The organism is Streptomyces pimonensis, from assembly GCF_041380215.1.
Lineage (GTDB): Bacteria > Actinomycetota > Actinomycetes > Streptomycetales > Streptomycetaceae > Streptomyces > Streptomyces pimonensis.
On sequence record NZ_JAHWZY010000006.1, the window covers coordinates 227137 to 252773 of the forward strand.

Here is a 25637-nt window from a genome sequence, read left to right on the forward strand (position 1 = left end):
ATCACATCACGGCTCAGCTCACCCGGAAGACGGGCCCCCTCGCGGTGAACGGCAGCCGGGCGCCCTGCGGGACGAGGTACGCGTGCTCGCGCCGGACCCGCAGCACGTCGCACCAGCCGTCGGTGACGACCAGGATCGGCGCGGTGGCGGGGAAGTCGTCGGCGCGCTGGAGGAAGTCGATGCCGGGCTGGAGCACGGTGCCGCCCCGACCGCGTACCCGCACCCGCCCGGCGATCTCGGTGACCGGTACGTACCCCGCGTCGTGCGGCGCCGCGTCGCAGAACACCACGCGGGCCGCCGGCACGTCGCGGGCCTCGGCGTAGGAGGCGATGGCGCCGAGCGCCTTGCCGAGCAGGACCCGGTCCATGGAGCCGGAGGTGTCCAGGACGACGCCGAAGGTGCAGCGGGCGATCTCCTCGGGCGGGAAGTACCGTCCCGCGCGGGGGACGTCCGGGGTGGACGCCTGGCGGCGGGAGGGGCGCGCGTACGAGCGGAGCGGCTCGGGGCGCGGCACGAACTCGTCGAACCAGCGGGCGAGCCGGGCGTCCCAGGGCAGCGGCGGATGGCTGAGCGCGCGGATCTCCTGGACCAGGCCGGCGGGCAGGAAGCCGCGCTCCTGCCGGTCGTGCAGGTCGAGGCCCTGGGCGAGGCCGCGGCGGTAGAAGCCGTCGAGGTCGACGGGGGCGCGGGGCGGGCCGAGGGGGCCGCCGAGGACGTCGCCGAGTCCCTTGCCGCGCGGGGTGGCCAGCCGGCGCATGCGCCGGAGGTCGCCGGCGATCCGGTCGTGGACCTCCTCGGCGGACAGTCCGGCGAGCTCCTTGTCGTACAGCAGGCCCTCGGGCATGGTGCCGACCCGCATCTCCTCCAGCCAGCCGTTGACGACGTAGTCGCAGGCCACGTTGAACAGGTACGGGTCGCGTCCGCCGCAGCGGTCGCCGTGACGCAGGGCGGCGTGCAGCATCTCGTGCGCGAGGACGAAGCGCCATTCCTCGTCGTCGAGCCGCCGCAGCGGGTTGACGTAGATCTCCCCCGCCCCGGCGTCGACGGCGGCGACGGAGATGCCGTGGGCGCGGGCCAGTTCGGCGTCGGCGACGAGGGTGATGCCGGCCGCGATGCCGCCGAGCAGCGGGTAGGAGGAGACGAACCAGCCGAGCGCCCGTTCCCAGGGGCGTCGTGGCGCCGGTCTGCCGTCCAGGCTGTCGAGACGGCCGCCCGCCATGTCCATCGCGGCGGACACGGTGCGGGTGAGGGCGGTGGCGAACGCGAGCTGATGGTCCGGCGGTTGCCCGCACCAGCCGTACCACTCCCGGAGGAACAGGTCCGCCTCACCGCCCGCCGTGCCGCAGCGCTCGTACACGGCCGGGACCCCGTCCCGGCGCCAGCGTGCGGCGAGCTGCTCCTCGTCCCCGTCGGGGTAGGCAGCGGGCAGGTCGTCGGGGGCCCTGCCGACGGGGAAGCCGAGCAGGAAGCGGTTGACGACCACGCAGCGTGCGGCGAGCTCGCCGCGGTCCGGCTGCTCGCGCGTGCCCTCTGCGGCCGGGACGTGACCGAAGCCGAGGTGGAGGACGGCGTGCGCGAGGGCCCACGCCCAGGCCTCCGGGTCGGCCATGCGGTCCGGGTGGGCGTGCAGGACTGCCTCGGAGTCCACGCGCACCAGCCCGTCGCGGGGCGCGAGCTCGCAGTCCTCCTTGCGGCAGACGTCGAAGTCGACGGCGGCCAGCGCCGGGTTGGCCCGCATCAGCCGCAGTCCCGCGTCGAACGCCTCCTGTGCGAGGTCCCGTTTCTTCGGCCCCTTCGCGCGGGCGCGGCTCACCGGCGCGCCTCCACCAGCCGGGGCATGTCGCGGGCCGCCTCCACGAGGAACCAGGACGGCAGGACCGGGTTGCCGTCGCCGTCGGAGGCGATGACGGTCTGCGCGACCTCCACCGAGATCTCGGCGAGCTGCACCAGCAGCGACTTGGCACGGTACGCGGTCTGCCGGCCGTTCGCCGACATGTGCTCCTTGCTCGCCGGAAGCTCCTTGGCCAGGCGCCCGCGGAACGACTCGGCGAGGTAGTAGAGCAGGTCGCGGTCCTCCGGGCGGTGCGGCCAGCGGGCGTCGCCCTTGATGACCGCGTCGATGCCGAACCGGCTGCGCACGATCTTGACGTAGCCGCAGAAGGCGGTGGCGTGGGCGGGGGTGAGCGTGCCGTGCGCCAGGACCTTCAGGGTGTCCTCGTCGAGGTCGTGGCCGAAGGAGTGCAGCGCGTCGGAGAGCATGTGCCAGGAACGGGGCGTGGAGAACGGCTCCTCGGTCTTCGGCGGCTTGGACCACAGGTGGTCGGGGCGGTCGGTGAGGTGGTCGGTGATCCACGGGTGGATGCCGTTGCCCGCCGCCCACACCAGCCAGTCCCCGGCGGAGACCTCCAGGTGGACGTGGACGAGGCGGTTGACGAGCGCGGAGGCGACGGGGCGGGCGAGCGCGTTGTCGGTGGCGCGGTTTCCGGCGCCGATGACGATGGAGCCCTCGGGCAGCTCGTAGTCGCCGATCCGGCGGTCCAGGATCAGCGAGTAGAACGCCTTCTGCACGTCCGGGGTGGCCGCGTTGAGCTCGTCCAGGAACAGGCAGTACGGCTCGTCACGGGCGATCGCCTCCGGCGGGCAGAACACCGAGCGGCCGTCGCGGATCTGCGGGACGCCGATCAGGTCCTCGGGGGCGAGCTGGGTGCCCAGCAGACTCACGCACTCCAGCCCCAGCGACTCGGCGAACTCCCTGACCAGAGAGGACTTGCCGATGCCGGGCGCTCCCCAGAGGAACACCGGCCGCACGGTCGCGAGACCGAGCAGCAGCTCCGGGACGCGGGAGGGAGTGACGGTGACGGTTGCCTGCACGCAAGGGCTCCTGGGATCAGGGGGAGGCCGAAGGGGGCGCACGAATCGCCGGCGTCGGGCCGGAGCACATGGATCATGACGGGCGCCGGGTCCAGTGAACTGCGTCCCGCGCGGAGGGGGCAACGCGTTTTCAGCGGAGCCGGGCACGGTCGTGGGCCCGGACACCCGGTCGTGGAACACCAGCCGCGGGAAGAGCCCGCCCTCGGCCCCGGAAGGGCAGCGGGAAAGCGGGACCCGTCAGCAGGTCCCGGTGCGACACGCAGACGTGTGCGCGGGTGTCCGGAAGGAAGCGGGCCGCCCCGAAGGGGGGCCCGGCCGGTCCCCGCGTGGATGCGGTCGCCCTGCACCGCAGCGGCGCAGCCGTGCTCCTCCGCCTTTCCGCCGGGACCCCGCGGACCCGGCGGCGGGACTCGTCGAGGAACCCGTGCCGGGCCGGCTCCCGCAGGCCGGTCCGCTCCGTCCGGGCGCCCCCGCGGCCGTCGGGGAGCACCGTGCGCCGGGGCACCCCTCGCGGCGGCTCCGGTGGGCGGGGAGGTCCCGGGCGACGCGGTCCAGGACGTGCGGGACGGACGTCCGTGCGCACCGCCGGGTCCGGTTCCCAGAGCCCGTCCAGCGTGTACGCGGCGGCCTGGTCCGTCGCGCCGTCATCCGCGACCGCCGCCGGCGGGTCGACGGCCGCTCAGGCCGCGCGCTCCCGGTCAGGGGCCGCGGGCAGGTCCGCCCCGCCCGACTCGGTCAGCCAACGGCGCAGCACCTGGTGGACCTGTTCGGCGCCGGCGAGTTCCGTGCCGTCGGGGACGGGCGCGGACAGGACGAGCGGGGACAGCAGGAAGGGGCGGGACTGGGCGCCGCCGAGGCCGCCGTGGGAGCCGATCTGCTCCTCGAAGGCGAGGACCTCGCCGTCGGCGGGGTCGTGGAAGGAGTTGACCATGATGTCGGCGGTGTGCGGGAAGGTGTGGGTGCGCCGCACGACGTCGGCGGCGCCGGGACCGAAGGCGGCCAGTGGGCCGGGGTTGTCGTCCAGTTCGTCCAGCGGGATCTCCGCGCCGTACGCGCCGAGGACGACCCCGCCGTGGCGTTCGCTGCGGACGAGGAGGAAGCCGATGCCGGGGTGGTTGGCGAGGGTCGCCAGCAGTGCGGGGTGGCGGGCGTCGATCTCCTCCTTGGTCATCCGGTGCGGCACGTCCGGGAAGGAGACCAGGCCGAGGTTGCCGGAGGCGAGCACGACGGGTTCGGAGCCGCGGGAGGGGCGGTAGTGCTCGACGCCCTCCTCGACGGGCCGGCGCAGCGCCGCGCGGACGGCCGCGCGGGCCTCGGCGCCGCTGTGGGTGCGCCCGGCGCGGCGCGGCACGGGCAGCCCGCAGCCGGCCCGCACCAGGTCGCCGAGGGTGAGGCCGTAGCGGGAGCGGAAGGTCTCGCCGGGGCTCTGCCCGTGGTCGGAGAGGAGGACGATCCGGTACGGACGGGGGGCGTGCTCGGCGACGTTCTCGATCAGGGAGAGGGCGCGGTCGAGGCGCTGGAGGACCTTCTCGGTGTCCCGGCTCGCGGGCCCGGAGTGGTGGGCGACCTCGTCGTAGGCCACCAGGTCCGCGTAGACGGCGGTGCGGCCGGCCAGCAGGTCGCCCGTCACGGCGGCGACCACGACGTCCCGTTCGACGACGGTCGCGAAGGCCCGCACCAACGGGTAGAGACCGCCGCGCGAGACGCGCGGGCGCTGCCCCCGGAACCGGGCCCGGGTGGACTGGCCGATCTCCCGGCCCACCTCGGCGACGAAGGACAGCGCGGTGCGCACGGCGTTGGCGGGGTCGGAGAAGTACGCGAAGTAGCCCGCGCGGGAGCGGGCTGCCGGGCCGCGCCGGCGGGTGGCGATGGAGAGCACCAGGGCCTGTTCGGCGGCGCCGCCGCCGAACAGGTTGCCGCGGCTGGCGCCGTCGTCGGCGAGCAGTCCGGCGTGGCCGGAGTGCTCGATGGCGCGGGCCTGGAGCTCGGCGGCGCTGGTGGGCCGGTTGCAGACCATGACCTCGCGGCGGGCCTTCTCGTACCAGCGGAAGGCGGGGACGTCGTGGTTGCTGCCGTGCAGGATGCCGAGCTGGCTGGCGCCGGTCTGGCTGGACCAGTCGGTGCGCCAGGGGATGAGGCGGTGGGAGGGGCGGTCGCCGCCGGTGCCGGTGCCGAGCCAGCGGGCGACGGTGGGCATCAGTCCCTTGTCGACGGCGCGCAGCAGGATGTCATGGCCGACGCCGTCGAGTTGCAGGAAGACGGTTCCGGGGGTGGTGGGGCGGGGCGGGGCGGGGCCCCGTCTGCGGTCGGCGAGGCGGTGGAGGCGGCGGCGGTAGGCGTCGTCGTCGCGCACGGCGAGGGCGGCGCCGGTGGCGGAGGCGACCGCGGACATGACGGCGGCGACCACGACCGCCGTCTCCGGTGCGGCGGCGCCGCGTTCGACCGGTGTGACGTGCAGGGCCAGCCACAGCAGGGCGCCGTTGAGGAAGAACACCAGCAGGCCCAGCACGAGCGCCGGCACGAGCAGCAGCAGGCGCACCAGCAGCGGCCAGACCAGGGCGGAGAGCAGACCGAAGGCGCCGGCGCCGAAGGCGGCGGTGACCGCGATGTCCGTGGCGCTGTCCCCGTCGGCCGAGCGCAGCCGGAAGTCGGGCAGGACGCCGGCGAGCAGCAGCATGGTGAGCGTGGAGACCGCCCACACGGCGACACTCCGCCCGATCTGACTGGCGACCCGTCGCCATCGCCCGCCGTCCACGTCCGCACACCTCACGTCCCGGCCGAACTGGCCGTCTCCACCCTGTCACAACGGCCGGACGAGCCGTTCCGTCCCCGTCGCGCGGGCCGGCGGCGGCTCAGCGGCCGTCGTACCCGGCCGTCGGCGGCGACGGCCGTCGGTGCACACGGGCCTTCGTCCCCGCGTCTACGACGGTTCCGCGCGGCCCACCGTCTCTCCACCCGCGCCCCGCGCCGCGCCCGCTCCCGTCCGAACCCCTCCCCCAGGACGGCGTGCGTTCCGGCGCCCGCAGGCCCGGCGCCACGAACAGGCGGGCCCCGGGCGGTACTCCGCCCCACCGCACGCGGCGGCCGGGGCGCGGTGCCCGTACGGGGAGTTCGCGGGCCACCGCACGGCCGTGTCCGGCGGCCCGGCGGGCGCACCTGGCGTGCCGGCCGCGGGAGTCCACCGGGAAGGGATCGGCGCCCGGTTCCTCCAGCGGCGTCGGACTCGCGGCCGCCGTCCCCCGCACCGGCCCCGTGGCGCCCCTCGCCTCCGGTTCTCGCCGCCGCCCCCTCTCCTGCGCGTAGGCTTCGGGGAGTCGCACGAGGGAGGCGCGAAGGTGCCGGTGGAGGTCACGTGGTGGGGTCACGCCACCTGCACGGTCGAGGACTCGCGCACGCGGGTGCTCACCGACCCCCTGTTCGCCCGCCGGTTCGCCCATCTGCGGCGTCGGCGCGGCGCGGTGCCGCCGGCCGAGGCCCGGCAGGCGGACGTGGCCCTGGTCTCCCATCTGCACGCCGACCATCTGCACGTGCCGTCGCTGGCCCGGCTCGCGCCGGGCACGCGTCTGCTCGTGCCCCGGGGCGCGCGACGCGCGGTGCCGGGGCTGCGCCGGCTCACACACCTCGTGGTGAGCGAGGTGGCGCCCGGCGATGTGACGAGGGTCGGCGGACTGGTCGTACGGGCCGTGCCCGCGCGCCACGACGGGCGGCGGCTGCCGGTCGGGCCGCACCGCTCCCCCGCCCTCGGCTACGTCCTGGAGGGCGAGGCGCGGACCTACTTCGCCGGGGACACCGGCCTGTTCGACGAGATGGCCAAGGAGGTCGGGCCGGTCGACGTGGCGCTGCTCCCGGTGGGCGGCTGGGGGCCGTACCTGGGCGAGGGGCACCTGGACGCGGGACGCGCGGCCGAGGCGCTGGCCCGGCTGGGGGCGTCCAGCGCGGTGCCGGTGCACTACGGCACGTACTGGCCGATCGGGATGGACGCCGTGCGCCCGCACGAGTTCCACGCGCCGGGGCACGAGTTCGAGCGGCAGGCGGCCCGGCACGCGCCCGGCGCATCGGTGCACCGACTGGAGCACGGGGAGCGCGTGCGCCTGGAGGTCGCGCGGTGACCCTTCCCGCCGCCCCGGGCCAGGCGGCCGGCGCGTCGTTGTCGTCGGCGGCCCTGCCCGCCGTGGCACCCGAGTTCACCCAGCAGGCCGTCGGCTATCCCTCGCTGTTCCTGCTGGTGCTGATCGGGGCGCTGGTGCCGGTGGTGCCGACGGGCGCGCTGGTCAGTTCGGCGGCCGTGGTCGCCTTCCACCGGGCGGCGCCGTTCCCGATGGCGCTGGTGTTCGTGACGGCGTCGCTGGCGGCGTTCCTCGGGGACGTGGCGCTGTACTGGCTGGGGCGGCGCGGGATGAAGTCGAGGAACGGCTCCCGCTGGCTGGAGGCGATCCGGAAGCGTGCCCCGGAGGACCGGCTGGCGCAGGCGCGGCAGAAGCTCGCCGACCACGAGGTGGCGGTGCTGGTGCTGTCCCGGCTGATCCCGGCCGGGCGGCTGCCGGTGATGCTGGCCTGTCTGATCGCGCAGTGGCCGGTGCGGCGCTTCGTGCGGGGCAACCTTCCTGCCTGTCTGGCCTGGGCGGCGACGTACCAGTCGATCGGCGTCCTCGGCGGTTCGCTGTTCGCCGAGCCGTGGCAGGGCGTGCTGGCGGTGGTCGTCCTGACGGTGCTGATCAGTGTGGCGCCGGGCCTGTGGCGGCGGACGCGGGGGACGACGGCGGGGTGAGGCGTGCGGGCGGGCCCCGGTCACGTCAGGATCCGGGAGCCGCCCACCGGCAGGTCCCACAGCCGCTCGCGGGGCAGGCCCGCCTTCTCCCAGGCGGCGCGGACCCGGGTGAGCGGTTCCAGGACCGGTTCCGCGGACAGGACGAACGTGCCCCAGTGCATGGGGGCCATGTGGCGCGCGCCGAGGTCCTGGGCGGCGCGTACCGCCTCCTCCGGGTCGCAGTGGACGTCGGCCAGCCACCAGCGGGGGGCGTAGGCGCCGATGGGCAGCAGGGCGAGGTCGATGCCGGGGTAGCGGCGGCCGATGCGGGAGAACCACTGGCCGTAGCCGGTGTCGCCGGCGAAGTGGACGCGTTGTCCGTCGGGTGCGGTGAGCACCCAGCCGCCCCACAGGGAGCGGCAGGTGTCGGTGAGGGTGCGCTTGGACCAGTGGTGGGCCGGTACGAAGTCGAAACGGACTCCGCCGAGTTCGGCGGCCTCCCACCAGTCGAGCTCGGTGACGCGGGTGAACTCGCGGCGGTGGAACCAGGGGGCGAGCCCGGCCGGCACGAACACGTGGGTGTCGCGTGGGAGCCGGCGCAGGGTGGGGGCGTCCAGGTGGTCGTAGTGGTTGTGGCTGATGACGACCGCGTCCACGCGCGGCAGGGCCTCCCAGGGAACGCCGACGGGGGTGATCCGGGCGGGGGTGCCGAGGATGCGGCGGGACCAGACCGGATCGGTGAGCACCGTGAGCCCGCCGATCCGCAGCACCCAACTCGCGTGTCCCGCCCAGGTGACGGCGACCGTACGGACGTCGACGCGGGGCAGCGGGCCGGGGGCGCAGGGCAGCCGGGGGATGTCGGCGAGACCGTCCGGGGCGGGCCGTACGGCGCCCTCGCGGGCGAAGCGGGCGAGGGCCTTCAGACCGGGCAGCGGGGACGTCAGCCGGTCGTGGAAGGTACGGGGCCACACCCGCCGTTCGGCGAGCGGACGGGGCGCGGCCAGGGGCGGGTACGGAGCCGCGGCCGGATCGCCGGCCTCCCGGGCGCCGGATTCCGGGGCGCCGGATTCCGGGGCGGCCGTTCCGGCGGTCGATTCGGCGGTCGATTCGGGGCACTGCGTCATCGAGGGGACTCCCGTCGCCGAGCGTCGTCACGGAGATCGTCGAGGACCGCTGTCAGTCGGGTCAACGCGCTTCGCACCTGCGGCAGTTCCAGGGGCGCGGGTGAACCCAGGGCTTCCGCGCGCAGTGCGGCGGTGTCGCCCAGCAGGGGGGCGGTGGACAGCCGTACGCGCGGTGCTTCGAGATCGTCGCCGAAGCGGTGGCCGCCCGGTGCGGGCATACCGAGCCGGATGGTGAGGAAGTCCTCCAGTTCCTGGGCGTCGCCGATGCCGTGCGCGTCGAGCGCGGGGGCCAGGGGGGCGAGGTCGACGTACAGGTGCCGGCCGCAGCAGGGGGGCCGGGCGAGGGCGCCCGCGGCGACGACGGCGCGGTGCGCGGCGGCGGCCACGCACGCGTGCAGGCGTACGGCGTCGGCGACGCGCGCGATGACCGGTTCGGGCTCGGACAGCGCGTACGCCGCCGCGGCGGCGACGGGTGCGGCGACGCGCGCGTCGAGTGCGGTGAGCACGTCGAGCACGCGCGCGTGGAGCGCGTTCCCGTCCTCGCCCGCCGGGAAGCGGGCCACCGCCGCCGGCCAGCCCGGCGGAAGCAGGGCGCCGGCCAGGTCGGTGACGACGGTGACCCGGTCGGGCATCATCTCGGCGGGACTGAGCAGCACGGTGCCGTGCGGGTCGTGCAGGGTGTCGCGCCAGGTCTCGTCGCTGACCAGGTGGAGTCCCTCGGCGACGGCGGCCTCCAGGGTCTCGTGCAGCAGTTCGGGCGGGGTGACGCCGGCGGTGGGGTCGTCGGCGACGGAGAGCACCAGCAGGCGCGGGTCGCCACCCTCGGCCCGCAGTCGGCGCACGGTCTCCAGCAGGGCGTACGGGTCGGGGACGCCACCGTTCTCGGTCGAAGTCGGCACGTGGAAGGCGGGGCGGCCGAGCAGGCGGGCGTAGGGGGCCCACCAGGCTGCACAGGGCCGGGGCGCCAGGACGTCGCCGCCGAGGGCCGCGGTCAGCGCCACCAGCAGGACGGGCGCGCCGGGGGCGACGGCCACCCGGTCGGGGGCGGCGGGCAGTCCCCGCCGGTCGCCGTAGCCGCAGGCGGCGTCCAGCAGGGCGCGACCGCCGCCGACCGGTTCGGCGGCGGCGCGGGAGGCCGCGGCGGCGAGTACGGCGGACAGCTCGGGCAGGACGGGAAGCCCGTCCTCGGGGAGCACCGGCCCGAACCGGACGGGGCCGTGGCCTTCCGGATACGTCCGTCGCATCCCTACCTCCGCGCAGTCCCTGGTGCCGGTGCCGTGGTGCCCGTTCGTGCCCCGGACGACCTCCCCTGGGCCGGTCAGTACCCAGCGTGCCGCGCGCCATGGGTGCCGGGGCGGGTCGCGCCGTGCGCGGCGCGGGCATCGGGCGTCAGCCGTCCGTGCGGGTGGTCCGGTCCCGGTGCACCCGGTGCGCGGCGGCGGCGAACGCGCCCGCGATCAGCAGTCCGCCGACGGCCAGCGCGGGCACGGAGTCGGTGAAGGCGCCACCCCCGCCCGCGTGGACTCCCCGGTACACGGGAGCACTGGCGCAGGGGGTGGCTCCCGACCCGCCGGATTCGGGGGTGGAGGGCCTGTACGCGGTGGGCTCGGGCTTCAGGGTTTTCGGTTCGACGGCCCCGGGTCCGACGGGGTCGCCTCCCCCGGAGTCCTCGAAGCCCTTGAGGTCCCCAGGAGCCCCGGACTCCCCGGAACCCTCGGAGCCCTCGGGTTCCTCGGGTTCCTCGGGCGCGGGGATATACGCCTCGAAGCCTTCGGGATCTTCAGGGCCCCCGGGATCTTCGAAGTCCTCGGCGTCGGGTTCGGCGTCGGGCCCCTCCAGGGCCGTGCTCCTCGGGACGACCGCCTCCGGGCCGGCGGGGTCGAGGGCGTCCGGTTCCCACTCGTGTTCCTCCGGTTCCGGGCAGGGCGCGTGGGAGGCGGCGCCCCGAAAGGTCCCGTCGTCCGGAACGGCTCCCGCGAACACGGCCGGCGTGAGCGCCGCGAGGGTGGCACCGGTGGCGGTGGCGAGGGACAGGGCACGGACGGTGCGGCGCATGGTGCGGGCTCCTTCGAGCGACGGCGGGGCGCGGCGTGCGGTCACGCCCCACAGCCATCACAGCCCCGTCACCGCCGCACCGCTCGCCACCGGACACCATTTGGCGGGACCGGGCTCGCCCGTGCGGGTGAGAGGCCGCTACGCCTCGTCGTGGTCCCGCATGACCTGCTCCCGCACCCGGCCGCAGCAGCGGCTGATCAGGCGGGAGACGTGCATCTGCGAGATGCCCAGTTCCTCGGCGATGCTGCTCTGCGTCATGTCACCGAAGAACCGCATGTAGAGGATGGTCCGCTCCCGCTCGGGCAGCGCGGCCAGCCGGTCCCTGACGGCCTCGCGGTCGACCACGGTGTCCAGCGCCGGGTCGGGCGCGCCGAGCACGTCGCCCAGCGAGTAGCCGTCGTCGCTGCCGGGCAGCTCGGCGTCCAGGGACAGCGCGGTGAAGCTCTCCAGCGCCTCCTGCCCGGTGCGGACCTCCTCCTCGCTCAGATCGGCGTGCTCGGCGATCTCGGCCACGGTCGGCCGACGGCCGGAGGTGGTCTGGGACAGCTCCTGGGAGGCGTGCCGGACGCGGTTGCGCAGCTCCTGGACCCGGCGCGGCACGTGCAGGGTCCACATGTGGTCGCGGAAGTGGCGCTTGATCTCGCCGGTGACGGTCGGCACGGCGTAGCTCTCGAACGCGTTGCCGAGCTCGGGGTCGTACCGGTCGACGGCCTTGACCAGGCCGAGCGCGGCGACCTGGTACAGGTCGTCGAAGCTCTCGCCGCGGCTGCGGAAGCGTCCGGCGAGGCGGCCGGCCATGGGCAGCCAGGCCTCGACGATCTCGTCACGGAGCGCGTCCCGCTCCGGACCGGGGGGCAGTGCGGCGAGCCTGCGGAAGGCGCCCGCGGTGTCGGGGGCGTCGTCGTGCGGGTGTTTCGCGGTCGCTCGGGTCGGCATGGTGCCTCGCAGCTCCCTCAGGGGGTGCTCGGGGACGGACGGTCACCGTGGCGAGCGCACCGGTCGGAGGACGGGCAGGCCCGGAGCGGCGCGGGGCCGCCTCCACGGACGTGCCTCCTGTCCGAAGCACTGGACCTGCGCCTGCCCCCGCTTCACCGCCCCAAACTCCCCAGCCGGGCTTCGGGCGGATCGGCCTCGGGTGGTGCGGGCGGCAGCACGAGATCCTCGTAGCGGCCCAGCATCAGGATCACGCCGAGCATGAGGGACGGGATGAGCACGGCGAGCACCGCCATGGCCTGTCCTTTCCGGGAGGCGCGTGAGGGTGCGGGTCTCCCGCCCTCCGGCGGCCAAACCCCGGGCCGTGACGATCCGGCGCCCGAACCCCTGTGTCGCCCTCCGCTCCTCGGGTACGCGGTGCGCATCCCGAAGGACCTGGAGGGAGACATGCAGCGAGGCAGCGACCGGCTCAGCGTCCACCGCGACGACGAGATGAAGCACGAACTGCAGGGTCTGCTGCGGTCCGGGCACCCCACCCGTACCGAGGAGTGGCACGACCCGGAGCCGTTCGCCGACGACGACCCCGAGGTCGCGCGCGGCCCGGTGACGCCGGGCCGCGGCCCGACGTCACTGGAGTCGGTGCGGCTGGAGCTGGCCAGGATCCTGGGCCGCGGGGCGTTCCCCGCGGGTCCGCGCGAGCTGATGCGCACCCTGGACCGGCGGTACGCGCCCGACGCGCTCATCGAGGCGTTGGGGCGGCTGCCGCACAAGGACCGCTACGGCAGCGTCCAGGAACTGGCCGAGGCGCTGACCCGGTCCCGGCAGACGGAGACCGCGTGACCGGTCCGTCCGGGGCGCCCCGCCGGCCGGGACCGGAGGGAGGGCCCCGGTCATGGCCGGGTCCGTCGAGGACGTGACGGCCCGGGCGTGGGCGCCGCGTGCCCGGACACCTCGACCGTCGAGGCGGCGCGGCCGATGTGCACCCGGGACGTCGGCGACGTGGTGGTGGCCGACGGACGACGGGTGGACGGCGCACTCGCCGACCGCGACAGCACGGTCCGCGCGGTCGGTCGCCCGGGGCACGGCCCCACCCGGGGTGGGCGTGGGATCGGTGTGCGCGCCGGACCCGTTGACGCTCGCCCCGGACGATCCGATGTCCTCGGCCGCCGCCCTGGTGCGTGAGCACGCGATCCGCCGGACCCTGGTGGTCGAGGGCGGTCCGCCGGTCGGACCGGCGAGTCCGGGCGCCCCGGACGAGGCGTGGGAGACCGGCTCGGCACCGGCCGGCATCAGCCGTGCACAGCCGGACGGGAACAGCTGAACGAAAGGACGTGGAGACATCATGCGCATTGCATTCCTGACCGCACCCGAGGGCGTGGAGCAGGTGGAACTGACCGAGCCGTGGCAGGCGGCCGTGGACGCCGGTCACGAACCGGTGCTCGTGTCGACGAGCCCGGGGAAGATCCAGGCGTTCAACCATCTCGACAAGGCGGACACCTTTCCCGTGCAGGAGGTCGTCGGCGAGGCGTCGGCGGACTCCTTCGACGGGCTGGTGCTGCCGGGCGGGGTGGCCAACCCCGACCTCCTGCGGATGGACGACAAGGCCGTCGCGTTCGTGCGGGACTTCTTCGAACAGGGCCGGCCGGTCGCCGCGATCTGCCACGCCCCCTGGACCCTGATCGAGGCCGACGTGGTCCGCGGCCGGGTGCTGACCAGCTGGCCCAGCCTGCGCACGGACCTCCGCAACGCCGGCGCCACCTGGGTCGACGAACAGGTGAAGGTGTGCGACCACGGGTCGAACAAGCTGGTCACCAGCCGCAAGCCGGACGACCTCAAGGCCTTCTGCGAGGCCTACCTCGAGGTGTTCGGGACGCAGGCGGCCTCGTAGGGCGCAGTCCGGTCAGGTGCCCGGGGTCGTGGGCGTCGCGGTGTCCGCGGCGTCCCGTTCCCGGGCGCCTTCGCGTGTGCGGCCGGGAGCCACCGGGCGGTGCGGGTTGCGGCGCAGGTACTCGCCCTCCAGCTGCGCCATCCGCTCGTTGTGGGTGCGCAGCGCGTCATTGGAGCCGTACAGCAGTGTGTCGTGGCGTGTGCGGTGGATGGTCTCCAGCTCCTTCATGAGCTGCTGGTCGTCCAGGCGGTCCGGCTCGACTCCGGTCATCGTGGTACCCCGCTCGTCGTGTGCGTTCATATGGTCCGGGTACCCGCCCGGTCGGCACAGGCACTACCCGAACGGCAACCGGGAGGGAGCCATGGAACTCGCTTTCCTGCGTCCGCTCTGCGAACGCCCCCGGCCCCTGGGCCTCCGTCTACGTCGACACCTCCCGGCACACGGAGCACACCCCCCGGGAACGACGGCTGAAGGCCCAGGCGCCGGCCGGTGAACTGGCCGACCAGGGGGCGGACGAGGCGACCTGCCGGGCAGTGCGCCACGCGCTGGAGGATCTGCGGCACTCCGGCGAACCGCACGGCCGCGCGCTGTTCCGGCGCTGGTCGAGGCCGCGCGCGAGCACCGGATCGACGAGCTGCTGGTCCGGCCGGAGTCGGCCGACGCGCACCGCGAGGTGTGGATCGGTGAGGATCCGGACCAGCTGGCGGTGCGGCGTACGGAGCTGAAGGTGCTCGGCGAGCAGAACTCCTGGTCGGCGCGGGCGGACGACGCACTGATCCGGTCCGCGGTCGCCACGGACGTGCCCGCGCTGTCGGTGGCCGCGGCCCCGGGCGCGCGGGACGACGCGCCGGCCGGCGGACCGGGCGCGCTGCTGCGCTGGAAGTGACCCGCCGGATGCCTCCTAGCGTGCTCGTTCCACCCGGCGTTCGTCCCAGACCGGTTCGGGGGTCTCCCTGACGTGGCCGTCGCTGCCGAAGACCAGGAAGCGGTCGAAGGAGCGGGCGAACCAGCGGTCGTGGGTGACGGCGAGGACCGTGCCCTCGAAGCTCTCCAGACCTTCCTGGAGGGCTTCGGCCGATTCCAGGTCGAGGTTGTCGGTGGGCTCGTCCAGGAGCAGGGCCGTGACGCCCTGGAGTTCCAGGAGCAGGATCTGGAAGCGGGCCTGCTGGCCGCCGGAGAGGCGGTCGAAGGTCTGCTCGGCCTGCTGGGTCAGTTCGTACCGGCGCAGGCGCGACATGGCGGCTCCCCGGTCCTGGGAGTGTTCGGCCCACAGGATGTCCAGGAGGGTACGGCCCAGCAGTTCGGGGTGGGCGTGGGTCTGTGCGAAGTGTCCGGGCAGCACGCGCGCGCCGAGTCTCCAGTTCCCGGCGTGGGCCACGTCGTCGCCGGCGAGCAGGCGCAGGAAGTGGGACTTGCCGGATCCGTTGGAGCCGAGCACCGCGACCCGTTCGCCGTAGAAGACCTCCAGGTCGAATGGTTTCATCAGGCCGGTGAGTTCGAGCCGCTCGCAGGTGACGGCGCGCACTCCGGTGCGGCCGCCCTTGAGGCGCATCCTGATGTCCTGCTCGCGCGGGGGCTCCGGCGGCGGTCCCGCCTCCTCGAACTTGCGCAGCCTGGTCTGGGCGGCGCGGTAGCGGGATGCCATGTCCGGGCTGTTCTCGGCAGCCTGACGCAGCGTCAGGACCAGCTTCTTCAACTGGGCGTGCTTCTCGTCCCAGCGGCGGCGCAGTTCCTCGAAGCGGGCGAAGCGCTCCCGCCGGGCCTGGTGGAAGGTGGTGAAGCCGCCACCGTGCACCCATGCGTCGGCGCCCGCGGGGCCCGGTTCCAGGGAGACGATCTTCTGGGCTGCGCGGGCGAGGAGCTCCCGGTCGTGGGAGACGAAGAGGACGGTCTTGCGGGTCTCGGCGAGGCGCTCCTCCAGCCAGCGCTTGCCGGGCACGTCGAGGTAGTTGTCCGGCTCGTCGAGCAGCAGCACCTCGTCGGTTCCGCGCAGCAGCGCCTCGAGGACCAGGCGCTTCTGTTCGCCCCCGGAGAGGGTGCGGACCTCGCGCCACTGCGCCTTCTCGTACGGCACGCCCAGCGCGGCCGTGGTGCAGATGTCCCACAGCGTCTCGGCCTCGTACCCGCGCGCCTCGGCCCAGTCGGCGAGGGCCTGCGCGTACGCCAGCTGGGCGGCCTCGTCGTCGACCGTCATGATCGCGTGCTCGGCGGCGTCGACGGCGCGGGCGGCCTCGCGGATCCTGGGCTGCGCCACGGACACCAGCAGGTCGCGCACGGTCGTCCCGTCCCGTACGGAGCCGACGAACTGGCGCATGACACCGAGGCCGCCGGTGACGGTGACGGAGCCGCCGTGCGGCTTCAGTTCGCCGGAGAGGAGGCGCAACAGGGTGGTCTTGCCCGCGCCGTTGGGTCCGACGAGGGCCACGACGGCGCCCTCCCCCACCCGGAAGGAGACGTCGCCCAGCAGCGCCCTCCCGTCGGAGAGGTGGTACTCGAGGTGCGCGGCTTCCAGATGACCCATGACGGGATTGTGCGGGGTGGTCGGCGCAGGCGGCAAACGGTTTCCGGCAGGGGTGTACCGGAATGCGAGACACACATCTCATCATGCGACTGGCGAGCGTAGCGTGGGCGTCCTCCTACGAGAGTGGAAGGGGTGGGTCCGTCATGCCGGAAGCACGGGAGACCGCCGTCTACACGCACGGCCACCACGAGTCGGTGCTGCGCTCGCACACCTGGCGGACCGCCGAGAACTCGGCGGCGTATCTCCTCGGGCTCCTCGATCCCCACATGCGGATCCTCGACATCGGGTGCGGGCCCGGCACCATCACCGCCGACCTGGCGGGGCTCGTCCCCGACGGTCACGTCACCGGTCTCGACCGGGAGCCGGGGATCCTGGAGCAGGCCCGGACGGTGGCCGACGAACGAGGGCTGACGAACACCGACTTCACGGTGGGGGACGTGCACGCGCTGGACTTCCCGGACGACACGTTCTGCGTGGTCCACGCCCATCAGGTGCTTCAGCACGTGGGCGATCCGGTGGGGGCGCTGCGCGAGATGCGGCGGGTGACCAGACCGGGCGGGTTCGTCGCCGTACGGGACTCGGACTACGCGGCGATGACCTGGTATCCCCCGTCGGCGGACATGGACGACTGGCTCGACCTCTACCGGCGGGTGGCGCGAGCCAACGGAGGTGAGCCGGACGCCGGGCGGCGACTGAAGTCCTGGGCGCTCGCCGCGGGCTTCACGGACGTCACCGCGACCTCGGGCACCTGGACCTTCTCGACCGCCGGGGAGCGGGCCTGGTGGAGCGGCCTGTGGGCGGACCGCACGGTGGCGTCGGCCTATGCCGAGCGGGCGGTCGACGGCGGCCACGCCACCCGGCAGCAGCTGCGGGACGTGGCCGGGGCGTGGCGGGAATGGGGCGACCGGGACGACGGCTGGTTCAGTGTGCTGCACGGGGAGGTCCTCTGCCGCAAGGAAGCCCGGACCATGTCCGCGAGGTGACGGCGAGGCCCCCGGGACCGGGTCCCGGGGGCCGGCCCCGGGTTCAGTCCCGGGGAAGCAGCGGTCCGAGCGGCCCGAGATCCAGGTTCAGGTCCTCGGGCCGCAGCCCGTAGCGGTTCCGCAGTTCCGCCATGCGGTCCTCGAGCAGCATGAGGGTGAGACCGACCCGCTCCTCCTGCTCCTCGCTCAGGTCCCCCTCGTCGAACCGGCGCACCGCCTGCCGCTCCATGAGCTGGCGCAGCAGTTCCACGACGGTGAGCACCAGCTTGATCAGGTCGCGTTCGACCGTGTCCGGCTCCAGGTCCAGGCTCCTGCGCCGGCTGTCGTGCGGCTCGACGTGCCGCTCGCCCTCGGGCGCGGCCGTCACGGCGAGTCCTCGAAGGGCGAGGGGACCCGCGCGTTCACCGAGCTGATGAGCGCGTTGAGGTCGATGCGGACCAGGTCGACGTCCGCGATGCGCAGCGTGATGTCCCCCTTGATGACGACCCCTCCGGCCAGGAGCCGGTCGAGCAGGTCCACCAGGGCTATCTCGCGGCGTTCGACGACGGTCACGGGCCCTCCTCCCCTGCGGTTTCCTCACCGGCGAACGAGTAGGCCGCCCAGGGGCCGGTGAGTTCGACCCGTATTCCGGGCTCACCGTCCTTGGTGCGGTCCACCTCTTCCACGAACTCCTCGGACTTCGTGCGGGACACCAGATAGGCGGCGTTGAGCACATTGCGTCCGGAGGCGCCGGAGAGCGCGGGATTCTGCGGTGCGTGCAGCCGGGAGTCCTCGGCCGTCCCGGAAAGGGTCTCGTGCAGCCGGGTCGCGAACGTCTCGGCCCGCTGCCACAGATCGTCCTGCGACTTCGTCCGCATACGCCGCTGACGCAGGTAGTCACGGCCGGACGTCGGCTTCGGCGCGGGCGCGGCCGAAGCCGACGTCCGGTCCGACTCGACGTAGACCTTGACGCCCCACTCGACCCTGCCCTCCAGCCGGTCCAGGGTGCGCAGGAAGCTCTCCTCGCGCTCCTCCATCATGGTCCGTACGCCGCTGTCGTCGCGGAACACGGTGCCGAGCCGCAGCGGCAGGGGGGTCGTGACGGTGGTGAGCGCGTCGATCACGCCCTGGTGGGCGCGGGCGACCGCGGTCAGCCAGTCGAGGTCCTCCAGGTGCGCGCGCAGCGGTTCCTCGGCGAAGTCCGCCTCGGGCACATGGCTGACGACCGCCACCAGGCCGTGGTGGGGCAGCAACCGGGGCGGATCGCCTCCGACCCCGGTCAGTTGTGCCTGCAGCGGTGTGCCGTAGGGGCGGCAGACCGCGTAGACGTACCGCAGTCCGGTCACGGACCCTCCTCATGTGCGCGGCGGGGCTCCAGCCCCAGTTCCTCAAGCCGGGCCAGTCGTTCACGCAACTCCGCGTTCTCCCTGGCCAGTTCGTCGCGCCGGGCGCGCGAGGACAACGCCGGGTCGGACTCCCACCAGTCGATTCCCATCTCCTTCGCCTTGTCGACGGAGGCGACGACGAGCCGCAGTTTGATGGTGAGGAGTTCGATGTCCAGCAGGTTGATGCGGATGTCCCCCGCGATCACGACGCCCTTGTCGAGCACCCTTTCCAGGATGTCGGCGAGATTGGCGCCGCTGCCCTGGCCGTGCGGCTCGGGGAGCCGGCTGGGGGTCGTCATCGGCGACTCCGGCTTCCAGGCTGCTCTTCCTCGGCCTCGTCCTCGTACTCGTCCTCCGGGTGCTGGTGCTCCTCGTACCCGTCCTCGGGCTCCTCGATCTCGGAGGGCTCCGCGGTCTCCTCGTCCTCCGGCCCGTACTCCCCCCCCGGCTTCGTCCTCCGGCCCGTACTCCCCCTCGGCTTCCTCGGTGTCCGAGGGTTCCGTGGACCCGGAGGGTTCCGCGGTCTCCTCGTCCTCCGGCCCGTACTCCCCCTCGGCTTCCGCGTCGGCTTCGTCCTCCGGCTCGTACTCCCCCCCGGCTTCGTCCTCGTACCCGTCCTCGGGCTCCTCGTCGTACTCGTCCGAGGAGGCCCCGCTCCCCTCCTCGGAAGGGCCTTCGTTCCTCTCCTCGGCAAGGGCGTCCTCGTGGCTGCGGACGACCTCGCCGTCGCGGATCTCGCCCCGCCAGCTGTCCTGGGCCTCGCCCTTGATGGTGATGAAACGGGCGAAGTGCTTCAGGTCGAGCCGGGCGCGGCGGCCCTGGGCACGCCAGATGTTGCCCGTCTTCTCGAAGAGGCCCGAGGGGTAGTACTCGATGACCAGCAGGACCCGGGTGAGGTTGTCGGCGAGGCGGTGGAAGGAGACGACGCCCCTCGTCGTGCCCTTGGCACCCTCCGAGGACCAGGCGATGCGGTCGTCGGGGACCTGCTCGGTGGTCTTCGCCTGCCAGCTGCGGTTGGACCACCAGATCTTCGCCTGCCAGTCCGACGTGGTGTCGTCGGACTTGTCGGCGCTCTTGACGCCCTTGGCGAAGGTGCTGAAGTCCTGGTACTGGGTCCACTGGTCGTACGCCGTGCGCAGCGGAACCCCGACATCGACGTACTCCATGATGACGGTGGGCTTCCGGCCCGCGGAACTCTTGCGCCTGCCCTTGCCCTTGCCGCCGCCCAGGCCCTTCAGCACGCCCATCACGTTGTCCTTGGCCCGTGAGGCGCCGATCTCGACGGCGCCGCGCAGGGGGCCCTTGCCCTCCGCGATCTTGCGGCCGCCGTCGAGGGCGAGCTTGGCGAAGCCCGGGCTGTTGCCCTCGGCGATGTCGTTGAGCTTGTTCGTGGTCTCGCCGAGCTTGTGGCCGAGGCCGGTCAGCAGCCGGGTGGCCTGGGCCGCCAGGTAGTCCTGCAGCTCGGCCTTGAGCCGGTCGGCGGCCTCACTGTGGGCCACGTCGGCGAGCGGGTTCTTCGACGCACCGTTCCGTGCGGCGGAGCCGGCCCGTCCGAGGGTCTCGGTCATCACTCACCGCCCCCCTTCGTGGTGCGGGAGCGGGACGCCGCGGCGGACCCCTTCGCCGCCGTCTTCCTCACGGGGGCCGTCCTCTTCGCCGCCGCCCTCTTCGCGGAGGCCGCCTTCTTCCCCGGCGCCTTCCTGGCCGCCGCCTTCCTGGCCGGCCGCTCGGAGGCCGGCTCACCCTCGTCCGGTGCCTCCCGGTCCTCCGCCCCGGCGTCCTCGACGTGCTCCTCGTCGGCGTCGTCCCCCGGACCACCACCCGCCAGCCGGTCGCGCATACCGGCGGTACGGCCGTGCAGCCGGTTGGCGAGGGAGTCGAGCTGCCGCTCGACCAGCGCGCCGGAGGCGGCCTTGCCGACGCCGCGCAGCTCACCGCGGAGCTGGTCGCCGATCTCCTTGAACTGCGGATTGTCCCGCAGTTGCTGGGACACCAGGTCGGCGACCATGCGCGGGCTGAGGTTCAGCTTCTTGCCCGCCACCAAGCCGCCGACGGCGAGCGCCATCTTCAGCTTCTTGGTCCGTCCGAGGAGGTATCCGGCCCCGATCGCGAGGCCCAGTCCCGTTCGATTCACTGTCCTGCCGTCCCATCCCCCGCACCCGTGCCCGTGCCCGTCGCGGTCTCCAGCCGGTCGAGGAGTTCGTCCTCCTGACGGTCGAACTCCTCCTCACTGATCTCTCCGGCTTCCAACTGCTCCTCCAGTCGAGCCAGTTCGGCGCGTATCGTGGCGGGGTCGTAGTAGATGCGTTCCGCTTCCTTCAGCACCTGCCTGATGGCCCAGCCGCTGCCGCGTACCGGCGCGAACGGCAGCAGCAGCACCTCCGAGACCAGGCCCATGTCCTCACCCCGCTTCGGCGTCCGTTCCGCCGGCCGCGGTGCCCGCCGGCTCGGCCGGGCCGGGCTCGACGAAGCTGTACGGCGGCAGCGGACCGTTCAGACGCACCTCGAGGTGGGGCATGTCCTTGCGGACCTGCTCCACCGCGGACAGGAACTCCTCCGCGGTCTCCCGCCTCACCAGGTAGGAGACGTTGGCGAGCCAGCCCGTGGACTCGGGGCCCACGCTCACGGCGTCGGCCACTCCTTCCAGCGCGTGCTCCAGCGCGGCGCCGTCCTCGGACTCCTTGGCCTTGACCGCCGCGGCGACCATCTCGCCGAGCCGGATCTTGTCCTCGTAACTGCCGCCACCGGACTGGCGGTTGGCCTCCGCGAGAGCGCGGATCTCCGGGTTTCCGGCCATCACGTGGTGCAGGACGGCGTCCTCGACGTGGTTGGCCTTGACGTTGTACTCGACCCGGCCGTCCAGTGCGCGCAGTCGCTCCAGGTAGTGCTCGGCGCGCTCGGTGAGGACCCCGGTGACGGAGCCGTCGTCCGGGGCGACACTCCCGAAGCGCATGGGCAGCACGCACCCGGCCGCACCGATCTCGCTGAGCACGTTCTGGTGGGCGAGCAGTTCCCTGCGCTTGGGACGCAGCCCCTCGGGCGCGTCGCTGACGACGGCCGCCAGTTCTCCCGCCCGCAGAATGCGGACCGGGCGCGACGGATCTCCGACGCCGCCCATGCCCTCGGGCAGGGAGGGGTGCGACGCCGCCGTGATGCCGTAGACGTACGTGCTCACTCCTGCTCCTCCTTACGGCGGGCGGCGGTGCTCTTGCGGGCGCGCGGACGCGACTCGGTCTCGCGCTCGGATCCGCCTTCACGCGCCTGCTTGAAGGCGTCGGAGATGGTGTCGGCGGCGCCGGACAGCGCCCCCTTGGACTTGCCGCGGGCGCCGGACTCGGTGACCTCTCCGACGATTTCGGGAAGCCCCGGGCTCTTACGGGGCCCGGCCTCCAGGTCGAGGCGGTTGCACGCCTCGGCGAAGCGGAGGTAGGTGTCGACGCTCGCGACGACGACACGGACGTCAATCTTGAGGATCTCAATGCCGACCAGGGACACGCGCACGAAGGCGTCGATGACGAGCCCCCTGTCCAGGACGAGCTCAAGCACGTCGTAGAGGCCGCTGCTGCCGCCTCCACCACCGGTCTGTTGTGCCGGTACGACTGTCATTCCGACTGTCCCTCCTTGTCTGTGGGTGTGCATGCGGGTCCGGCCGGGCGGCCTAGTGGCCGCCGGACCTGCGCGCGTCGGCGCGTCCCCGCTCGTAGCGGCGGACCCGCCGGTAGCCGGTGAGCTGCCCGTCCTGGTCCAGCTCGACCTGGTAACTCGCCATCAGGCTCATCGTGTCGGGTACCCGCTCGAGTTCGAGGACCTCGACCTCGAGCGCCCAGCCCTCCTCCGTCCGCTCGAAGGACGACACGGACTCGGCTTCCATTCCGGTGAGTTCCGCGAGCTGGCCGCGCGCCTGGCGCAGCACCTCCATCGGACCCGGCCGTTTGGCGCTCCCGCTGCTCTCCGTCGGTTTGTGGGTTTCCTGTGAATCCTGTGATTCTTCGGTGTTCTTCGTGTTCGACATGTCCACCTCCCCCTTCGTGTGGCCGCAAGTGTGTCCACCAAACCTCAGTGCACCCGGCCGATCCCCGCGGCCGGACCTCGTGCCCGGCCGGAGGGGTGCGAGCGCCGTTCAGCCCCGCAGGGCGGCCAGTCGGCGGCGGGCGGGCCCCAGGGCGCGTCCCCGGCGCGGCAGGTCCGACCACGGGTCGGTGCGGACCTGCTCGACGGCGTCGGCGACGGTCCAGCGGCGGGCGTGCAGGTCCGGATCGTCCAGTTGGTCCCAGGAGACGGGCGTGGCGACGGGGGCGCCGGGCAGGGCGCGGACGGTACAGGGGGCCACCGCGGTCTGCGCGTAGGCGTTGCGCTGCACGTCGAGGTAGAGCCGGTCGCCGCGGTCCTTCTTGCGGGCGGCGGTGGTGAGCCGGTCGGGGTGGGCGGCGGCGAGGGTGTCGGCGACCTCGCGGGCGAAGGCGCGTACGTCGTCGAAGTCGTGGTCGCCGGTCAGCGGCACGATCACATGCAGGCCCCGGGAGCCGGTGGTCATCAGCGCCGAGGGCAGTTCCAGCTCGTCGAGCAGCTCACCCAGCAGCCGGGCGGCCTCCCGCACCGTCTCGAAGTCGTCGCCGGAGGGGTCGAGATCGAAGACCAGCCGGTCCGGCCGGCGTGCGGGGGTCCCCCCGCCCGAGCGAAGCCGGGAGCGGGGGAGGTCGATGCGGGACAACCAGCGGTGCAGGGTGATGCCGGCCTGGTCGACGAGGTGGAGGAGGGTGGCGATGTCGTTGCACACGGTGTGCGTGACGGTGCCGCCCTCCTTGGCGACCTCGGCCCGGGCGATCCAGTCCGGGTAGCCGTCCGGGGTGTTCTTCTGCATGAACGCCGGGCCGTCGATGCCGTCCGGGCGCCGGTCCAGCATCAGCGGGCGGCCCCTCAGGTGCGGCAGCATGAACGGGGCGACGGCCCGGTGGTAGTCGACGAGATCGCCCTTGGTGTACTCCCCGGTGTCCCCGTCGCCGGGGAAGAGCACCTTCCCCGGCCGGTGGATCTCCACCCGGCGACGGCCGGCCCGTACGGTGCGCGGCCCGTCGTCGCTCACGGCACGATCGCCTCCCCCACCAGCAGCCGGGCGGCCGCCGCGATCGACTCGGCGTCGATGCCGGCGGCGTGCAGCTGCTCGTCCGGGGAGGCCGACCCCGGCATGGTGCGCACGCCCAGCCGCACCAGGCGCGGTACCGGGCGCCCGTCGGCGAAGGCCTCCGCGACCGCGTCCCCGAGGCCGCCCTCCGGGTGGTGGTCCTCCACCGTCATCAGGCAGCCGGTCTCCTCGGCGGCCGTGCGCAGCGTCTCCCGGTCGACCGGCTTCACCGAGTACAGGTCGATCACCCGTACGGCGATGTCCTCCCCCGCCAGGGCCTCCGCGGCGGCCAGCGCCTCGGGCACGGTGACGCCCGCCGCCACGAGGGTGAGCCGGTCGCTGCCGGAGGAGCGCAGCACCTTGCTGCCGCCGACCGGGAACTCCTCGTCGGGGCCGTAGATCACCGGGCTCGCACCGCGCGAGGTGCGCAGGTAACGGATGCCGTCGAGGTCGGCCATCGCGGCGACCAGCCGTGCGGTCTGGTTGGCGTCGCACGGGTACAGCACGGTCGAGCCGTGCACCGCCCGCATCATCGCCAGGTCCTCCAGGCCCATCTGGCTGGGACCGTCCTGCCCGATGGCGACGCCCGCGTGCGAGCCGACGAGGTTGATCCCGGAGCCGCTGACCGACGCCATGCGGATGAAGTCGTGGGCGCGGGTGAGGAAGGCCGCGAAGGTGGCGGCGTACGGCACCCGGCCGCGGGTCGCCATGCCGACCGCCGCGGCGACCATCTGCTGCTCGGCGATGTAGCACTCGAAGTAGCGCTCGGGGTGTTCCTTGGCGAAGGCCTCCGCACGGGTGGAGTCGCCGACCTCCCCGTCGAGGACGACGACGTCGCCACGTGCGGCGCCGAGGGCGGTCAGCGCCTCGCCGAAGGCGTTCCGGGTGGCCACCTCCTCGCCCTTGTCCCAGCGGGGCAGTTCCAGGCGACCGGTGTGCGGGACGGGCGGCGTCCCGTCGGCGGCCGGCTGCGCCACCCGGATGCGCAGGTCGCGGAGGCCTCCGAGTTCGGCGATGGCCTCATCGGCCTCGGGCAGCGGCTTGCCGTGCAGGCCCTCGCGGTCCTGGACCGCCTCGACGCCCTTGCCCTTGAGGGTGCGGGCGAGGATCGCGGTGGGCTGGCCCCTGGTGGACAGGGCCTCGCCGTAGGCGCGGTCGACGGCGTCCACGTCGTGGCCGTCCACTTCGACGGTGTGCCAGCCGAAGGCCTGGAAGCGGCGGGCGTAGGCGTCCAGGTCGTGGCCGTGCCGGGTGGGGCCGCGCTGCCCGAGCCGGTTGACGTCCACGATCGCCGTGAGGTTGTCCAAGTGCTCGTGGGCGGCCTGCTCGGCCGCCTCCCAGATGGAGCCCTCGGCCAGTTCGCTGTCACCGCACAGCACCCACACGCGGTGGTCGTCGTGGGCCGATCGCTTCCCGGCCAACGCGATGCCGACACCGACCGGGAGGCCCTGACCGAGGGAGCCGGTGGCCGTCTCGACCCAGGGCAGCCGGCGTGGGGTGGGGTGTCCTTCGAGGCGGCTGCCGTTCTCGCGGAAGGTGAGCAGTTCCTCGTCGTCGATGGCGCCGACCGCCTTGTAGGTGGCGTACATCAAGGGCGAGGCGTGCCCCTTGGAGAGAACGAAGCGGTCGTTGGCCGGGTGGTCGGGGCGGTCGAAGTCGTAACGGAAGTGACGGGCGAACAGCACGGCCATCAGGTCCGCCGCGGACATCGACGACGTGGGGTGCCCGGAGCTCGCAGCGGCCGCGGCGCGGATGCTGTCCACCCTCAGCTGCTGTCCGATCTCGACGAGTTCGCCGGTGTTCATGAGTCTCCTTCGGTGGGACGGTCGATTCGCTTGACGGGGCCGGGCGCGACGCCGGTACCGGGCGGCGGCTGGTCCGGGGGCACGGCGACGGCCGGCCGGCCCCCGGTCGGCTCACCACCCGGCTGATTCTTCGCCGGCTCACCACCGGGCTGGTTCCTCGCCGGCTCACCACCGGGCTGGTTCCTCGCCGGCTCACCACCCGGCTGATTCCTCCCCGGCTCACC

General features: G+C 73.7%; 27 protein-coding genes and 4 pseudogenes. 7 read left to right on the top strand and 24 right to left on the bottom strand.

What is annotated here, in order from left to right; translation table 11 throughout:
• Positions 1-13: 13 nt before the first annotated feature.
• The 4 genes and pseudogenes from KYY02_RS08835 to KYY02_RS08850 all read right to left on the bottom strand — a co-directional run bounded on the left by KYY02_RS08835 (position 14) and on the right by KYY02_RS08850 (position 6116).
• Positions 14-1813, bottom strand: coding sequence for a vWA domain-containing protein (locus KYY02_RS08835; RefSeq protein ID WP_371237074.1), 1800 nt, complete (start codon positions 1811-1813; stop codon positions 14-16).
• Positions 1810-2871: an ATP-binding protein gene (locus KYY02_RS08840; RefSeq protein ID WP_371237075.1), complete on the bottom strand. Its 1062-nt coding sequence runs from the start codon at positions 2869-2871 to the stop codon at positions 1810-1812. The genes KYY02_RS08835 and KYY02_RS08840 overlap by 4 nt, the downstream gene beginning before the upstream one ends.
• A 679-nt stretch (positions 2872-3550) precedes the next feature.
• Positions 3551-5626 carry a phage holin family protein gene (locus KYY02_RS08845; RefSeq protein WP_371237076.1) on the bottom strand — a complete coding sequence of 692 codons (2076 nt, stop codon included), beginning with the start codon at positions 5624-5626 and terminating at the stop codon, positions 3551-3553.
• 97 nt (positions 5627-5723) lie between these two features.
• Positions 5724-6116, bottom strand: a pseudogene (locus KYY02_RS08850) (hypothetical protein).
• A 90-nt stretch (positions 6117-6206) separates the two neighbouring features.
• Between KYY02_RS08850 and KYY02_RS08855 the strand changes: the two are divergent.
• Together KYY02_RS08855 and KYY02_RS08860 are read left to right on the top strand one after the other, a co-directional pair.
• Positions 6207-6980, top strand: coding sequence for an MBL fold metallo-hydrolase (locus tag KYY02_RS08855; protein ID WP_371237077.1), 774 nt, complete (start codon positions 6207-6209; stop codon positions 6978-6980).
• Positions 6981-7018: 38 nt separating this feature from the next.
• Positions 7019-7639, top strand: coding sequence for a DedA family protein (locus KYY02_RS08860; RefSeq protein ID WP_371237121.1), 621 nt, complete (start codon positions 7019-7021; stop codon positions 7637-7639).
• Between the two features lie 20 nt (positions 7640-7659).
• Here KYY02_RS08860 and KYY02_RS08865 read toward each other — a convergent pair whose 3' ends face one another.
• The 5 genes from KYY02_RS08865 to KYY02_RS08885 form a co-directional block, all read right to left on the bottom strand.
• Positions 7660-8742: an MBL fold metallo-hydrolase gene (locus tag KYY02_RS08865; RefSeq protein WP_371237079.1), complete on the bottom strand. Its 1083-nt coding sequence runs from the start codon at positions 8740-8742 to the stop codon at positions 7660-7662.
• Positions 8739-9986, bottom strand: a complete 1248-nt coding sequence (locus KYY02_RS08870; RefSeq protein ID WP_371237081.1) for an aminotransferase class I/II-fold pyridoxal phosphate-dependent enzyme — start codon at positions 9984-9986, stop codon at positions 8739-8741. The genes KYY02_RS08865 and KYY02_RS08870 overlap by 4 nt, the downstream gene beginning before the upstream one ends.
• A gap of 145 nt (positions 9987-10131) precedes the next feature.
• Positions 10132-10797: a hypothetical protein gene (locus KYY02_RS08875; RefSeq protein ID WP_371237082.1), complete on the bottom strand. Its 666-nt coding sequence runs from the start codon at positions 10795-10797 to the stop codon at positions 10132-10134.
• Positions 10798-10935: 138 nt separating this feature from the next.
• Positions 10936-11733 (bottom strand): RNA polymerase sigma factor SigF, encoded by a 798-nt coding sequence (locus tag KYY02_RS08880; RefSeq protein ID WP_371237083.1) that lies wholly within the window; start codon positions 11731-11733, stop codon positions 10936-10938.
• 152 nt (positions 11734-11885) lie between these two features.
• A complete protein-coding gene (locus KYY02_RS08885) occupies positions 11886-12026 on the bottom strand; it encodes a hypothetical protein (protein WP_371237085.1) in 141 nt (46 codons plus the stop codon).
• 151 nt (positions 12027-12177) lie between these two features.
• Here KYY02_RS08885 and KYY02_RS08890 point away from each other — a divergent pair, with 151 nt between their 5' ends.
• The 3 genes from KYY02_RS08890 (at position 12178) to KYY02_RS08900 (ending at position 13618) form a co-directional block, all read left to right on the top strand.
• Positions 12178-12570, top strand: a complete 393-nt coding sequence (locus KYY02_RS08890; RefSeq protein WP_371237086.1) for a DUF2795 domain-containing protein — start codon at positions 12178-12180, stop codon at positions 12568-12570.
• Positions 12571-12832: 262 nt separating this feature from the next.
• Positions 12833-13051 (top strand): CBS domain-containing protein, encoded by a 219-nt coding sequence (locus KYY02_RS08895; RefSeq protein WP_371237087.1) that lies wholly within the window; start codon positions 12833-12835, stop codon positions 13049-13051.
• Positions 13052-13072: 21 nt separating this feature from the next.
• Entirely contained in the window at positions 13073-13618 is a 546-nt protein-coding gene (locus KYY02_RS08900) for a type 1 glutamine amidotransferase domain-containing protein (protein ID WP_371237089.1), read from the top strand.
• A gap of 12 nt (positions 13619-13630) precedes the next feature.
• Here KYY02_RS08900 and KYY02_RS08905 read toward each other — a convergent pair whose 3' ends face one another.
• Positions 13631-13918, bottom strand: coding sequence for a DUF6158 family protein (locus KYY02_RS08905; protein WP_371237090.1), 288 nt, complete (start codon positions 13916-13918; stop codon positions 13631-13633).
• Between the two features lie 286 nt (positions 13919-14204).
• Between KYY02_RS08905 and KYY02_RS33905 the strand changes: the two are divergent.
• Positions 14205-14504: pseudogene (locus tag KYY02_RS33905) on the top strand (baeRF2 domain-containing protein); the annotation flags it as partial.
• Between the two features lie 15 nt (positions 14505-14519).
• Here KYY02_RS33905 and KYY02_RS08915 read toward each other — a convergent pair.
• Positions 14520-16139 carry an ABC-F family ATP-binding cassette domain-containing protein gene (locus KYY02_RS08915; protein WP_371237091.1) on the bottom strand — a complete coding sequence of 540 codons (1620 nt, stop codon included), beginning with the start codon at positions 16137-16139 and terminating at the stop codon, positions 14520-14522.
• Between the two features lie 143 nt (positions 16140-16282).
• Between KYY02_RS08915 and KYY02_RS08920 the strand changes: the two genes are divergently transcribed.
• Positions 16283-17122, top strand: coding sequence for a methyltransferase domain-containing protein (locus KYY02_RS08920; RefSeq protein WP_371237092.1), 840 nt, complete (start codon positions 16283-16285; stop codon positions 17120-17122).
• A 43-nt stretch (positions 17123-17165) separates the two neighbouring features.
• Here the strand turns inward: KYY02_RS08920 and KYY02_RS08925 are convergent, their stop codons facing one another.
• From KYY02_RS08925 to KYY02_RS08985, 13 genes and pseudogenes are all read right to left on the bottom strand, one after another.
• Positions 17166-17489, bottom strand: a complete 324-nt coding sequence (locus tag KYY02_RS08925) for a gas vesicle protein K (protein WP_371237094.1) — start codon at positions 17487-17489, stop codon at positions 17166-17168.
• Positions 17486-17674 (bottom strand): gas vesicle protein, encoded by a 189-nt coding sequence (locus KYY02_RS08930; protein ID WP_371237096.1) that lies wholly within the window; start codon positions 17672-17674, stop codon positions 17486-17488. Before KYY02_RS08930 ends, KYY02_RS08925 begins: the two co-directional genes overlap by 4 nt.
• Positions 17671-18447 (bottom strand): GvpL/GvpF family gas vesicle protein, encoded by a 777-nt coding sequence (locus tag KYY02_RS08935; protein ID WP_371237098.1) that lies wholly within the window; start codon positions 18445-18447, stop codon positions 17671-17673. Before KYY02_RS08935 ends, KYY02_RS08930 begins: the two co-directional genes overlap by 4 nt.
• Positions 18444-18785: a gas vesicle protein gene (locus tag KYY02_RS08940; RefSeq protein WP_371237122.1), complete on the bottom strand. Its 342-nt coding sequence runs from the start codon at positions 18783-18785 to the stop codon at positions 18444-18446. The genes KYY02_RS08935 and KYY02_RS08940 overlap by 4 nt, the downstream gene beginning before the upstream one ends.
• 132 nt (positions 18786-18917) lie before the next feature.
• A pseudogene (locus KYY02_RS08945) lies at positions 18918-20054 on the bottom strand (SRPBCC family protein); the annotation flags it as partial.
• Positions 20054-20620 carry a DNA primase gene (locus KYY02_RS08950; RefSeq protein ID WP_371237099.1) on the bottom strand — a complete coding sequence of 189 codons (567 nt, stop codon included), beginning with the start codon at positions 20618-20620 and terminating at the stop codon, positions 20054-20056. The pseudogene KYY02_RS08945 and the gene KYY02_RS08950, both read right to left, overlap by 1 nt.
• Positions 20617-20883 carry a gas vesicle protein GvpG gene (locus tag KYY02_RS08955; RefSeq protein WP_371237101.1) on the bottom strand — a complete coding sequence of 89 codons (267 nt, stop codon included), beginning with the start codon at positions 20881-20883 and terminating at the stop codon, positions 20617-20619. The genes KYY02_RS08950 and KYY02_RS08955 overlap by 4 nt, the downstream gene beginning before the upstream one ends.
• A gap of 4 nt (positions 20884-20887) precedes the next feature.
• Positions 20888-21661, bottom strand: a complete 774-nt coding sequence (locus KYY02_RS08960; RefSeq protein ID WP_371237103.1) for a GvpL/GvpF family gas vesicle protein — start codon at positions 21659-21661, stop codon at positions 20888-20890.
• A complete protein-coding gene (locus tag KYY02_RS08965; protein WP_371237105.1) occupies positions 21658-22092 on the bottom strand; it encodes a gas vesicle structural protein GvpA in 435 nt (144 codons plus the stop codon). Before KYY02_RS08965 ends, KYY02_RS08960 begins: the two co-directional genes overlap by 4 nt.
• 52 nt (positions 22093-22144) lie before the next feature.
• Positions 22145-22498, bottom strand: a complete 354-nt coding sequence (locus KYY02_RS08970; RefSeq protein WP_371237107.1) for a gas vesicle protein GvpO — start codon at positions 22496-22498, stop codon at positions 22145-22147.
• A 108-nt stretch (positions 22499-22606) separates the two neighbouring features.
• Positions 22607-23569, bottom strand: coding sequence for a non-homologous end-joining DNA ligase (gene ligD / locus KYY02_RS08975; RefSeq protein WP_371237108.1), 963 nt, complete (start codon positions 23567-23569; stop codon positions 22607-22609).
• Positions 23566-25413 (bottom strand): transketolase, encoded by a 1848-nt coding sequence (locus tag KYY02_RS08980; RefSeq protein WP_371237109.1) that lies wholly within the window; start codon positions 25411-25413, stop codon positions 23566-23568. Before KYY02_RS08980 ends, ligD begins: the two co-directional genes overlap by 4 nt.
• Positions 25410-25637 (bottom strand): annotated as a pseudogene (locus tag KYY02_RS08985) (NAD(P)/FAD-dependent oxidoreductase); the annotation flags it as partial. The gene KYY02_RS08980 and the pseudogene KYY02_RS08985, both read right to left, overlap by 4 nt.